Raw genomic sequence first — 12,415 nt, 5'->3', positions numbered from 1 at the left:
GAGTCGAACGGCGTTCGATAGAAAGGCGCCTCGATGTCCGCTCCGACGACCACCTCCGCCGAGTCCCGCGCTCACACCTCCCTCCGCTCCGCGGCACTCCCGCTCGCCACTCTCTGCCTCGCGTTCTTCGTCGAGATGGTCGACAACACGCTGCTCTCGATCGCCCTCCCGACGATCGGACGCTCACTCGACGGGTCGACCGCCGGACTGCAGTGGGTGACCGGTGCCTACTCCCTGACCTTCGGCGGGCTGCTGCTGACAGCCGGGTCCGCCGCCGACCGGTTCGGCCGCCGCCGCGTGCTCCTCACCGGCCTCGCCGCGTTCGGGCTGATCAGCCTCGCCGTCGTCCTCGTCACCGACATCGGCCAGCTGATCGCCCTCCGCGCGGCGCTCGGCTGCGCCGCGGCCGCCATGGCGCCCGTCACGATGTCGCTGGTGTTCCGGCTCTTCGACGACGAGAGGCTCCGCATGCGGTCGATCACGATCGTGATGATCGTCGGGATGTCCGGCATGGTCCTCGGCCCCCTCCTCGGCGGCTCGATCCTCAGCACCGTCAGCTGGCAGTGGCTGCTCGTCGTCAACGCCCCGATCGCGCTGCTGGTCTGGATCGGCGTGCGCCTCGGAGTCCCCGCGGACCAGCGCGCCGACCTCACCTCCGGTCGGCTCGACCTGCCGGGGACCGCCCTCACCGTCGCCGCGGTGGGGCTCGGCTGCTACACACTCACCAGCGGAGTCGAGAACGGCTGGCTGTCGCTCCTCACGATCGCCTGCGCCGCGGGCGCCGTCGCCGCCGTCGCGGGATTCGTCGTCCGCGAGCGCCGCGCCGTCTCGCCCATGATCGACCTCGCGATCTTCCGCGCCGGCCCCGCGCGGGGAGCGGCGCTCACGCAGCTCGGCGCCTCGGTCGCCTTCGCGAGCGTCCTGTTCGGCCTGATCCTGCACTTCCAGTACGCCTACGGCTGGAGCCCGGTGCGCGCCGGCCTCGCGAACCTGCCCGTCATCGTCACGATGCTCGCCGCCACTCCGATCACCGAGCGCCTCGCCGCGAAGCTGGGGCACCGCGCGGCCTGCCTGATCGGCACCGGGCTCCTGGTCGGCGCGCTGCTCGGGATGTCCTGGGCGGTGGACCGGGGCTACCTTGCGATCGCCGTGATGATGGTCGTGATGACGGTGGGCCTGCGGACGATCATGACCATCTGCGCCGTCGCCCTCGTCGAGGCGATGCCCGCGAACCGCACGTCGATCGGTGCGGCGCTCAACGACACGGCCCAGGAGATCGGCACCAGCATCGGCACGGCCGTCGTCGGCACGCTGATCGCCGCACTGGTGGCGACCACCCTCCCGGCGGGCGCGTGGAGCGCGGACCTCGTCCGGAGCTTCTTCGCGGGTGAGCGGGTCGCCTTCCTGGTCGTGGCGGTCCTCGTCGGCGTGATCGCGACGATCGGCTCGCTGTCCCTCAGCGACTCCCGCTCCACCGAGGAGCCGGCGGCGGCCTAGTCCGTCGGGTCGCGCCGGGCGTCCTCGAGGTCGGCGATGTCCGTGTACTCGAGGAAGTCCAGCGGCGGGATGTCCGTCATCTCCTCGCTCCAGGAGGGGCGGGCCGGCTGCATGCGGCGCGTCTCGAGCTCGATGTGGGCGATGACCTCCGCGTCGTCCGGCTCCTCCACCTCGCTGCTGTCGATCGGCAGCGACCAGAGCTGGCTCGCCGGCCCGATCAGCAGGTGGGCGTAGGCGCGGCCGCCGCCCTCGGTCAGGACAGGCACCGAGACGACGTCCGACTTGTTGACGTCCGCGAGGGCCCGGGCGTACCGGAGGACCGCCTTGCAGGTCAGGTCGCCGACGAGGAGGTGGCCGCTGGAGTAGTGCAGTTTCCGCAGGCGTCCAGCCTCCGCGCGCCGCCCGCGGGCCCTCAAGAGGGTTGCCGCGGGGAGGCGGCTCCCCTAATGGGCCCCGAGGTCCCGCCCGATCGGGATCACCGCTGGGGGCGCCCGGCGCTCTCGCGGAGCTCGCGGCCGTCGGCGACGTCCTCGGCGTGCTTCTCCGCCTTCTTGTCGCTCTGCCGGGTGTCGCGGGGCGGGAGCTGGATGTGCTCCTCGGCTTCGATGCCGGCCTGCAGCTGGCGGCCGCGCTCGAGCTCGGCGTCGAACTCCGCCCCGAAGAGCAGGGCGAGGTTCGTGATCCAGAGCCAGAGGAGGAAGACGATCACACCGCCCAGGGCGCCGTAGGTCTTGTTGTAGTTGCTGAAGTTGGCGACGTAGAACGCGAAGCCGGCCGACGCCAGCGCCCAGACGGCGAGGGCGAGGATCGAGCCCATGCTGGTCCAGCGGAACTTCGGCTGCCGCACGTTCGGCGACCAGTGGTAGAGGACCGCGACGATCACGACCATGATCGCGATCAGAACCGGCCACTTGGCGATGCTCCACACGGTCAGGGCGACCTCGCCGAGGCCGACGGCGTCGCCGATGGTCTGCGCGACGGGTCCGCTGAGCACGAGGATCAGGCCGGCGATCACGAGCAGGAGGACCGTCACGAGGGTGACGGCGAGCATCGTGGGGCGCAGCTTCCAGATCGGGCGGCCCTCGTCGATCTCGTAGACGCGGTTCATGCCGCGCCCGAACGCGCCGACGTAGCCGGAGGCGGACCAGAGGGCGCCGAGGACACCGGTGACGAAGGCCAGACCGGCGGCGGGGGCCGAGGTGAGCTCCTGCAGGGGGCCGCGGACCGTGTCGAGGACGTCGGCGGAGACGAAACCGCCGAGCAGGTCGAGGACCGTCGAGGTCGTCGTCTCGGCCTGGCCGAAGAGGCCGAGGATCGAGACGATCGCGAGCAGCCCGGGGAACAGCGCGAGGACGGCGTAGTAGGTGAGGCCGGCCGCGATGTCGGTGCACTGGTCGGCGCCGAACTCGCGGAGCGTCTTCTTGAGGACGTAGCCCCAGGAGCGCTTGGTGACCTCGGTCGGTCCGTCGGGCTTGCGGGAGTCGTCGGGGTCGGGCGCGGTGCGGTCGCGCTCGGTGCTGGTCTGGGCCACGGTCGTCCTCCATCTCGAGCGTCTGCGGATCGTCGGGGACGGAAGGACCGCCTGCAATCGCTCCGAGCCCCGACGACGCCGTGCTCGCCACCGACCGTAGGAGCGCCGGACGCTCAGGGCAGGACGGTTGACAGCCGCCCGTCGAGTCCGGTGGGGGAGGTGTCCCGCGGTGGCGCCCGCGCTCAGAGCTGCGCGAGCAGCCTCTCGCACGCCTGCTCGCAGCGGCGGCAGGCCTCGGCGCAGATCCGGCAGTGCTCGTGCATTTCGGCGTGCTGCTCGCAGTCGTCGGCGCAGGCGCGGCAGGCCAGGAGGCAGGCCTCGACGAGGGCGCGGACGGCCGCGGATCCGACGACGCCGCGGCGCGAGAGCACGGCGCCGGTCGCGGCGCACACGTCGGCGCAGGCGAGGTCGGTGCGGATGCAGTGGACCAGCTCGGCGACCGACTCCTCGCCGAGGCACGCGTCGGCGCAGGCGGTGCAGGTGAGCGCGCAGGCGCCGCACGCGTCGATGCACTCGGCCAGGACCTCCGGATCGACGCCGCGCAGCTCCTCGGGGTGGCTCCGGATCATGTCGCTCGTGCTGCTCATGGCGCGTCCTCTCGTCGTGACCCCGGCGGGTCGATCGGTCCGTGCGACGCTACGCGCCCGCCCGCCGCCGGGCGAGGGCCTGGCCAGGTACCGCGGCCGGTGATAGCCGGGCGGTCGTGAGTGGCGAGCTGGAGGAGCGATCGGGCCAGACACAGCCCTTGCGTCGCCAATGGGGAATTTTGGAGATCTGCACCATAGCGACGGGGCACTCCCTGGCCAAGACACCCTCAGCCCGAGGACCGGCGACCGAGGCTCACGCCGAATGGGCTGAAACCTTCGGATCAGCAGCCGATATACGAATCTCGACTGTCACGAGACACAGCCAGATTCGCGTAGCTCTCTGCGAAAGCGGCGTCATCTCGCGAGTCACTGGCGGCGAGCATCGCGGTGAATGAGGCCAGAGCCGAGTCGAAGTTCGCTGCAAGGAGGTCTGCTTCCGCCTCGCAGACGTCGAGACGCGAGTCCGCCTCGTCCAGGGCGTCCCGCAGGTCGTCCACTTGAGCTGCGTAATTCGTCGCCGCCTCAGACGCTCGTGCGAGTTCCTGTTGCTGTGTGACGACTGTCACTGCGACCGCGACAGCGGCAAGGACGGCGACTATCACAGCACCGATGAGTGCCACCCAGAAGGAGGCGGGGCGATTGTGGCGTGGCGGACTCGCGACTGTCATGCATGAATACTACCTGCGCGCAGAAATCACCGTGTTCAACGCGTCCACTTGCTCGAGTAGGCATTGATGACCATTTTGATCGCCCCTCGGGTGAGGCGAAACGGATCGACCCGGGAGTTTCGGGAGAAGCGGCGCAGGCTCTCAGATCCTGCTTGCCGCCAAGTACCTTCAGGTCTTCAAGAGTCGATGTCCTCGTCAAGAATCCACGTCCTCGTCAGTGGGATTCTCGATCGAGTGGTTTCGGGCAAGCGCTCGTAGACCATGAACAAACGATCAAGAAGGTCCTCTGAGTCCCAGACGCGGATCGTCAGGCGATCGGTGCGAATGGCGGTGCGCGCCTGACGATTCAGACCGCCCCAGGCTACGAGCAGACCCTGATCAGCCTTGTTCGAAGCCATCGCTCCCTGGAGGCCTCGTACAACAGGCGCACCTATCTGACCTGCTTCAGATTTGACCTCGACGATGAGGGTCGGAGAATCCAGACCGAGCGGACCGCGTCCGGCGATGATGTCTACCCCGAAATCGGGCCCCTCGGGTGACACATCACAGGTGTAGCCCTCGGCCCTCAGGAGATCGCCGACAAGGTGGCTCAACTTGTGGCCGCCGAAGTTCTCGATGAGGTGAGTCCTCACCCTGTCGCGGATTGCCTGAAGAGTGGGAACGCTTCGAGGGTCCGTTACGTCCTCGACCGTGCTTCGCCTTTCGTCCATTCCAGCGGAAACCGCGGAGCTCTGGGGAGCGCTGATCGGTCCGGAGCCCGGATCCACCCCTGTCTGCATCACGCTTCGCAATCTTGCCTCTGCATTGTTCTTCGTTGCGCGGAAAATGGTCATTGCGCCATTCACCGTGTTGAGAAGATCGTCCTTGAGGGAACCGCGGGAGATTTCCGAATTTCTCCATTCGACCCCGATGGTATGGCGGCGTGTCGGATCAGGCTCGTCGGCATCGAAGCTGTAGCCGCGAGTGCACACCCCGATCGCGATTCGCTTCGTCGACTTCAGTGGAGTCACAACGATGTCGCCCGGCTCGATGAGGGTCCGGAGGGCGAGTAATTGACCGGTGTAGTTCGCGAGCCGACCCGGCTGCGAGTCCCTTGGGAACCCCGCTTCCACTGATGCGGCGATCTGGCCCCGTAAAGTGAGGTGGGAAAGGTCCTCGACCTCGTGGAACCCGCCTCCTGCGATCGACTTCTCGAGGGTCCAGGAGTCGCGTTCGCCACTCGCCCCGGCTCGAACTACCCACGCTGTCATTCGAGACTCCCTGCGCTGCTGATCGTGACGCTGTTATTGAGACGGAGTAGCAAAAAGGGCTGCTCGGCCGACGACCCGAACCATTATCGACGGTAGTTCTGCCTCACCGCTACTTTCCGCCCGGCGGCCGAGGTCGCTTCGGGGGGCGGCCGGTAGGCGATCTCGCGGTGTGGTCCGAGACGACTGCGGCCCGCGCAGGAGCCGGAGGGATAGAGAGACGGTGTGCCTATCAGGAGAGGGGGCGGCCTGGCCAGGCACCGCGGCCGGTGATAGCCGGGCCGTCAGCCCCTCACGACGAAGGCGTCGTGGATCAGGTTGCCCCCGGTCGCCGCCGGATTCCGTGTGCTGCCGCGGGTGATCGTGACGGTGTGGGTGCCGGCGGGCAGGGTCCCGCTGGTCCAGACGGTCTGGGCGGAGCGGATGGTGGCGCTGTAGCGGTCGACCGAGGCCACGAGGACGCCGTCGAGGCGGACCTCGTCGATCCCGGACGTGCTGGACCGGCGGCTCACCCACGAGACTCCGGTGCCGGTGAAGCGGAGGGTCGCCGAGGCGCCCCCTGTCGACGAGAAGGAGACGCCGCCGCCGCTGTCCGCGGAGGAGGAGGTCGTGGACCAGGTGCCCGTGACGGCGACGGCCGGCGAGCCGTTCTGGTGGGTGCCGGCCCCGACGGCGGCGAGCGGAGTCGCGGTGGCGGTCGGCGTCGAGGTCGGCGCGGCGGTGGCGGTCGGCGTGGGCGTGGCCGTCGGCACCGGAGTGGCGGCCCTCTTCGCGAGCACGATGGACGCCGTCGCTCCCTTCAGCCCGCTCGGCCGGAACGTGATCGTCGTCGCGGTGCTCGTCCTGCTCGTCACGCTCAGGGCGGCGCTCGAGGACACCGTGCCCGCGGTCGGCCGCGCGAGCGTCACGGTGAGCGCGCTCGTCGAGACCTGCGTCGGGTCGACGGTCGAGACGGTCACCGTGTCCGCGTCCTCCCGGATCGAGACCAGTCCGGCGCCGGTGATGCTCGCGACCCGGGTGCCTCCGACGAGGACGGGGCTCGTGGTCCCGGCCTTCCACGACACGGCGCTCACGGTGCCGGTCGAGCGGTCGCGGGCGGCGCTCAGCTGGGGTGTGTTGCTGAGCACGGTCACGTCCGGGTCCGCCGCGTACGCGGCGGTCGCCGCCTCGGAGGCGCCGGGGAGGACCGTGTACGCGTAGGAGGCGCCGGTCGGGTTCGTGCCGTGGCTCGTCGTGAGGGAGTAGTAGTGGCCGGTCACCGGCGCCGTCGGACCGGCGGCGCTCACGGCGCTCCAGGCTCCGGTGCGGGTCCGTCCCTGCGCGGTCAGGGCGATCGGCGACGGGAAGACGTAGCCCACCGACTCCGCGGAGCCGGTGATCGAGGCCCAGCGGGCGGTGCTCGTGGCGGTCGCCTCCGCACCGCGGAGGACGCCGTCGACGCGGAGCCTCGCATCGGGAGCGACGTCGCGGCGGTCGTCGATCACCGTCTCCGCGCGCCGGCGCGCCCCGTCCCAGCCGGTCCCGGACATGTCGGTCGCCGTGATCCCGGAGCCGAGCGCGAGGATCTCGTCGTCGAAGGTGAACCAGGCCTTCTTCGCGACCAGGCTCACCGACGCCGCGTCGAAGTCGAGCGCCGCGATCCCCGTCCGCCGCGACGGGCTCTCGAGGCTCCCGGTGAAGGTCGTCGTCGGGCGGGACGACGCGCCCTCGCCCGCGCTCCGGACGATCGTGTCCTCGGTGGTGCCGGGCATCCGGTACGGGTTCGCCGTGGCCCAGTAGCCGTCGTCGTACTGGCGCCCGCTGCCCAGGTGGAGCGAGGTCGCGCCGTCGCCGGTGTACCAGCCGCTGCGGTTCTCGCCGTTGAGCGACTCGTAGCGCGCGATCCGCGTGCTCGACAGGCCGACGGCGAAGCCCGAGGTCGCCGTGGTCCGCGTGAAGCGGTCCATCCCGGCGAAGGCCCGGACGCCCGAGCCGATCGGGGTCGCGGTCAGGCCCGTGTCGGCGAGGACGAGCCGCGCGCGCACGACGTCGCTGACGGATCCGGCCGTCTCGATGCTCACGGGGCTGCCGGAGTTGCAGGCCAGCCAGCTCTTCGCCAGCGCGTTCGTCCGTGTCCTGGCCGAGGGAGGGGCGCTGTCGGCGAGGCGCAGCACCGCCGCCTGCAGCTGGACGCCGACGTCGCCGTCCTCCGACTCCGCCCGCGCCGTCTCGCGGCCGCGGACCGTCGACATCACGGCGCCGCACCAGGTGACGGGGGCGAAGGAGGAGGCGAGCCGGTCGTACACGCCGAGCCCCTCCGGGCTCGTGATCTCCCAGCGGGAGCCGTCGAGCAGCGCGTAGAGGTCGTCGAGGGTGTCGAGCATCGAGAGCCCGTACCCGCCGCTGTAGGCGAAGACGCTGTGCTGCACGAAGGAGCCGTCGGCGTGGAAGCCGTCGCCGGACGCCACCGTCCGCAGCGCCGGGTCGATGCCGGCGGCCGCCTCCGCGATCTTCGCCGGCTGCTTCAGCAGCACCGCCCGCCCGGCGATGACCGCCGCCGTCCAGACGCGGTTGGCGCCGGTCCGGGTGACGGTGTCGGCGAAGCGCGTCGAGGCCGACAGGTAGGCCTGCACCTGCGCCGCCGAGAGGTCGGGGTAGAGGAGGGCGGTGATGCTGTTCAGCTCGAGCGGGATGCCGATCTGCTGCTCCCACCAGCGGGAGGTGCCGGTGGTGGAGCGGTTGTAGCGGTTCGCCGAGAGCCAGTCGGCGGTCGTGACGACGTCGCGGAGGAGCGCCGGGTCGCCGCTGAGGGCGGTGCCGGGGGTCTTCAGCGCGGTCGCGAGGACGGTGACCCGCTTGTAGGCGGCCCACACCTCCACCGCCGAGGTGCCCGTGACCAGGTCGGGCCAGGGCTCGCCGCCGTCGGTCTCGAGCGTCGACCAGTAGCCCTCGGCCTCGGCGACGAGGCGGCCCTTCGCCGCGGCGAGGCCGCCGACGCTCCCGCTTCCCGGGATCGTGCCCGTCAGATCGGCGACGAGGGCGAGGCGCATCGCGTCGTACTCGTCGCCCGCCGAGTCGACGGCGGACGCTGTCGGCGCGGTGGCGAGCGGGAGGATCAGGGCGGTCACCAGCAGGAGCGCCGCAGCGAGCGGGCTCCCGCGCCGGGGCGCGTCGGATCGAGAGGGTCGGTTCGTCTCCGCGCGCGATCGGCGGAGGGGACGCGGCTGGGTGGGCACGGGCGCTCCTGAGGCGACGCCCACGAGCCTGCGGGCTTCGGGTGCTCGCGGGTCGCCGGGGGAGCGTCGGGTGAAGAGTAGGGGTCCGCTCCGTCCGGCGGCAAGAGGCGGAGGCGAGGACGGCCGGGATCGGCCACCGCCGACGCTCCCGACCGCGCGATCTGCGACAGCCGTACCCCGTGAGGGGTACAGAGGCGCCGAAGGTCCCCCACCCGTCAAGCGGGGCGATACGGTCGGAGGTGCGTGTGCGCTCCGGGGAGTCCCGGCGCGGCGCGCAGGGGGAAGGGGGCACGGATGATCGAGGCCGAGCAGGATCCGCGGCTGGTGGCGCTCGAGGCGCTCGAGATGATGGGGTCGGCTCCGGAGGAGCGCTTCGACCGGATCACGCGGATGGCCGAGGAGCTGTTCCGCGTGCCGGTGGCCGAGATCCACTTCCTCGACGACACCACGCTGTTCACGAAGTCCCCGCAGCGTCCGGACGCCGTGCTCGCCTACCCGCGCGCCGGCACCTTCTGCGACGCGACGCTCGAGAAGCGCACCACCTTCGTCGTGCCGGACCTCGGTGCCGACGAGGCGTGGGCCGGGCACGAGCACGTCGCGGGGTACCCGCACGTCCGCTTCTACGCCGGGCGGCCGCTGTCGGTCGAGGGCGACCTGCAGCTGGGCACCCTCTGCCTCATCGACTTCGTGCCCCGGAGCCTCACCCCGGACGAGCGGCAGCTGCTCGAGGAGTTCGGCGAGTGGGTCGAGCGGGAGCTGCGCGACACGGCGGAGCGCGACCGCGCCGCCGACATGCAGACGCAGATGGCTCCCTCCTCCCTCCACCACCCCGCCGGCTACGAGCTCTCGGGGCTCTCGCTGCCGCGGTGGACGATCACCGGCGACTTCTACAGCTGGCGCGGCGACGACGAGACGGTCGACCTGACCCTCGTGGACGTGATGGGCAAGGGGACGGCGGCGGCGATCGTGGCCGCGTCGATCCGCTCCGCGTTCCGGGCGCGCCTGGGCGGCGACCCCGACGCGGTCGTCAGCGCGGTGAGCGCCCAGCTGCACGACGACTTCACGGCCACCGAGACCTTCGCGACCCTCTTCCACGGGCGCCTCGACACCGCGTCCGGCCGGATCGACTTCGTCGACGCGGGCCACGGGCTCACCGTCCTCCTCCGCGCCGACGGCTCGTTCCAGCGGCTCGCGGCACTGGGCCTCCCGCTGGGCATCGCGGAGGACGGCGGCTGGATCACCCAGACCGTGGAGCTCGCGGTCGGCGACTCGCTCCTGGCCTTCACCGACGGCGTCCTCGACCTCTACGACGGGACCCTGCAGTCCCTGGCGCGCGCGGTCGACCTCGCCCGCGACTCCGCCGACACCGCCGAGTTCCTGCAGGCGCTGAGGGCGCTCGCCGCCTCCGGCTCCGCGTCCGACGACATCACCGCCCTCGTGCTGACCCGCACGGGCGCCGACCGCTCCGCCGAGAAGGACCCCGCATGACGTTCACGACCGAGACGACCGCCCCCGACATCGCCGTGCTGCGGGGGGAGGGGCGGCTCAACGCGGCCTCGGCTCCGGAGCTGCGCTCGGCCGTCCGCCGGGCGATCGACGAGGGCAGCCCCCGCATCGTCGTCGAGCTCAGCGCGGTGACGTTCATGGACTCCTCCGGCCTCGGCGCCCTGGTCGGCGCTCTCAAGACCGCGCGGCAGGCGGGCGGCGACCTGCGGATCGCGGCGCCCAGCGAGCAGGTCGTGATGGTGCTGCAGCTGTCCAATCTGGACCGGGTGCTCACCCTCTTCGACACGGCCGGCGACGCGTACCGTGACTGAGCGCAGCGTCGGGTTCCGCACGCCCCCGGACGACAGCGAGGTCGTCCACGAGATGCTCGCCGAGCTCTGGGGCGAGCGCCCGGACCTGCCGACCCGCGACCGCATGGCCGTCGAGACGGCGCTGGTCGAGCTGGTCGACAACGTCATCCAGCACGCGACGTCGACGACGACGATCGTCTGCCGCCTCGTCGTGCGCGTCGAGGGAGACGCGATCCACGCGGAGCTGGTCGACACGGCCGATCCGCCGGACATCGGCACGGGGCCGCGGGAGATGCCGGACGTCTTCGCCGAGTCGGGCCGCGGGCTCGCCCTCATCCAGGCGCTGACGACCACGTTCGAGCACGAGCGCTCCGAGGGGCGCAACGTCTGGACCCTGACCCGGGCGCTGGACTCCTAGCGACTGGCGCGGATCAGCGGATCGTGTGCGCGGTGATGACCGCGGCGGCACGCGCCAGGTCGTCCGCCATGCCGTTCAGCCCGGGGGAGGCCTTCAGCACCTCCGCGCTGACCTCGTCGTAGCGCTCGTCCACCTGCGCGAGCAGCTGCTCCCCGGAGGCGGTGAGGCGCAGGAGGACGCTGCGGCGGTCCTGCGGGTTGGCGAGCCGGTCGACGTGGCCGGCGGTCGCCAGCCGGTCGAGGAGCGCGGTCACGGCGCCCGTCGAGAGGGAGAGCTCGAGGCCCAGCCACTTCGGCGTGAGGTCGGGCGACTCGCCGAGGACCTCGAGCGCGGTGAGCTCCGAGATGCCCACGCCCACGCCCGCGGCGATGCTCGCGCGGAGGTGCCGCTGCGCGTTCTCGAGCAGGCGGAGCGACTGCCGCAGCTGCACGGCGGGCGCGTCCTGGTCGACGTCGCGCGGGGTCGGTCTCTCGGTGGTCATTCGTCCTTCTCGGGGTAGGGCTGGGGTCATCGTACGGGTCGCCCTCGGGGGTCCCGGCCTGTCACCCGGACAGGGGGTGAAAGAACGATTGCAATGTATCTTTGCCATCAAGTAACTTAGCGGTCAATCGAGTTCGGCGGAACACCAGCCGGACCCTCCCCCTTCAGCATCAGCCCGCCCCACCCGATCAGGAGTCCTGCCATGTCGACCCACACCGCCAAGTCCAAGCGCGTCCGCTTCGCTCCCCTCGCCATCGCGACGAGCATCGCCGCCGCCGCTCTCCTCTCCGTCTCGATGTCCGGCACCCTGTCCGGCTTCGTCGCGAGCATCTCCAACACCGGCAACACCGCCGCCTCCGGCTCGCTCGTCATGGAGGAGAAGTCGACCGGCGCCAGCCCCATCACCTGCCTCAGCACCGACGGCGGCTCGATCAGCACCAACACCGCGACCTGCGCGACCATCAACAAGTTCGGCGGATCGACCACGATGGTCCCCGGCCAGACCGTCACCACCGCGATCACGCTGAAGAACACCGGCACCGTCGCCGCCAACACCTTCACGCTGACCCCCGGCGCCACCTGCTCGCAGAGCAACAACGTCGCGGCCGGCGCCTCCGGCTCCGCCACCGACTTCTGCGGCAAGCTCAACGTCGTGATCACCTCCGGCGGGACCACCGTCTTCACGGGCACCGCCGCGACCCTCGCCGGCTCCGCCGTCAAGACCCTCAACACCGCCCCGGTCACCCCCGGCACCTCCACCCCCTTCTCCATCGCCGTGACCCTCGACTCGTCGGCCACCAACGCCTACCAGGGCCTGTCCGCCTCGCTCCCGCTCACCTGGACCTTCGCGAGCTGATCCCCTCTCCACCCGGCCCGGAGCGCCCCCGCGCGACGGGCCGGGGGAGGAGCGTCCCGCAGCGCTCCTCCCCCGGCCCGTCGCGCGGGGGCGCTCCGGGCCGGGTGGAGAGGGGATCAG

12 protein-coding genes are annotated in these 12,415 nt (G+C 71.2%); 5 read left to right on the top strand and 7 right to left on the bottom strand.

Going from position 1 to position 12,415, the window contains the following annotated elements:
• Nucleotides 1-33: 33 nt before the first annotated feature.
• Nucleotides 34-1,497, top strand: coding sequence for an MFS transporter (locus C5C30_RS13460; protein ID WP_104333935.1), 1,464 nt, complete (start codon nucleotides 34-36; stop codon nucleotides 1,495-1,497).
• Here the strand turns inward: C5C30_RS13460 and C5C30_RS13455 are convergent.
• The 6 genes from C5C30_RS13455 to C5C30_RS13430 form a co-directional block, all read right to left on the bottom strand.
• Nucleotides 1,494-1,913, bottom strand: coding sequence for a hypothetical protein (locus tag C5C30_RS13455; protein WP_104333934.1), 420 nt, complete (start codon nucleotides 1,911-1,913; stop codon nucleotides 1,494-1,496). The genes C5C30_RS13460 and C5C30_RS13455 overlap by 4 nt on opposite strands.
• Nucleotides 1,914-1,972: 59 nt before the next feature.
• Nucleotides 1,973-3,028, bottom strand: a complete 1,056-nt coding sequence (locus tag C5C30_RS13450) for a YihY/virulence factor BrkB family protein (RefSeq protein ID WP_104333933.1) — start codon at nucleotides 3,026-3,028, stop codon at nucleotides 1,973-1,975.
• A gap of 182 nt (nucleotides 3,029-3,210) precedes the next feature.
• On the bottom strand, nucleotides 3,211-3,615 hold the full coding sequence (locus C5C30_RS13445; RefSeq protein ID WP_104227130.1) for a four-helix bundle copper-binding protein: 405 nt from the start codon (nucleotides 3,613-3,615) through the stop codon (nucleotides 3,211-3,213).
• 281 nt (nucleotides 3,616-3,896) lie between these two features.
• Nucleotides 3,897-4,283, bottom strand: a complete 387-nt coding sequence (locus C5C30_RS17390; protein WP_146081551.1) for a hypothetical protein — start codon at nucleotides 4,281-4,283, stop codon at nucleotides 3,897-3,899.
• Between the two features lie 176 nt (nucleotides 4,284-4,459).
• Nucleotides 4,460-5,533, bottom strand: coding sequence for a restriction endonuclease (locus C5C30_RS13435; protein WP_258065958.1), 1,074 nt, complete (start codon nucleotides 5,531-5,533; stop codon nucleotides 4,460-4,462).
• Nucleotides 5,534-5,814: 281 nt separating this feature from the next.
• On the bottom strand, nucleotides 5,815-8,637 hold the full coding sequence (locus C5C30_RS13430) for a polysaccharide lyase 8 family protein (RefSeq protein ID WP_146081550.1): 2,823 nt from the start codon (nucleotides 8,635-8,637) through the stop codon (nucleotides 5,815-5,817).
• A gap of 402 nt (nucleotides 8,638-9,039) precedes the next feature.
• Here C5C30_RS13430 and C5C30_RS13425 point away from each other — a divergent pair, with 402 nt between their 5' ends.
• Genes C5C30_RS13425 through C5C30_RS13415 form a run of 3 tightly spaced genes read left to right on the top strand, consistent with a single transcriptional unit; the run spans nucleotide 9,040 to nucleotide 10,959 of the window.
• Nucleotides 9,040-10,233, top strand: a complete 1,194-nt coding sequence (locus C5C30_RS13425) for a PP2C family protein-serine/threonine phosphatase (protein ID WP_104224280.1) — start codon at nucleotides 9,040-9,042, stop codon at nucleotides 10,231-10,233.
• A complete protein-coding gene (locus C5C30_RS13420) occupies nucleotides 10,230-10,562 on the top strand; it encodes an STAS domain-containing protein (protein WP_104227127.1) in 333 nt (110 codons plus the stop codon). Before C5C30_RS13425 ends, C5C30_RS13420 begins: the two co-directional genes overlap by 4 nt.
• On the top strand, nucleotides 10,555-10,959 hold the full coding sequence (locus C5C30_RS13415; protein WP_104297716.1) for an ATP-binding protein: 405 nt from the start codon (nucleotides 10,555-10,557) through the stop codon (nucleotides 10,957-10,959). Before C5C30_RS13420 ends, C5C30_RS13415 begins: the two co-directional genes overlap by 8 nt.
• Before the next feature lie 13 nt (nucleotides 10,960-10,972).
• Here the strand turns inward: C5C30_RS13415 and C5C30_RS13410 are convergent, their stop codons facing one another.
• The gene (locus C5C30_RS13410) at nucleotides 10,973-11,440 is read right to left on the bottom strand and encodes a MarR family transcriptional regulator (protein WP_104224277.1); all 468 of its coding nucleotides are present in this window, start codon (nucleotides 11,438-11,440) and stop codon (nucleotides 10,973-10,975) included.
• A gap of 201 nt (nucleotides 11,441-11,641) precedes the next feature.
• Between C5C30_RS13410 and C5C30_RS17750 the strand changes: the two genes are divergently transcribed.
• A complete protein-coding gene (locus C5C30_RS17750; RefSeq protein WP_104234050.1) occupies nucleotides 11,642-12,295 on the top strand; it encodes a hypothetical protein in 654 nt (217 codons plus the stop codon).
• Nucleotides 12,296-12,415: the final 120 nt, after the last annotated feature.

Source organism: Rathayibacter sp. AY2B5, from assembly GCF_002931645.1.
GTDB lineage: Bacteria > Actinomycetota > Actinomycetes > Actinomycetales > Microbacteriaceae > Rathayibacter.
Note: the sequence above shows the minus strand (reverse complement) of the source record. Positions and strands in the feature narration are given on the sequence as shown.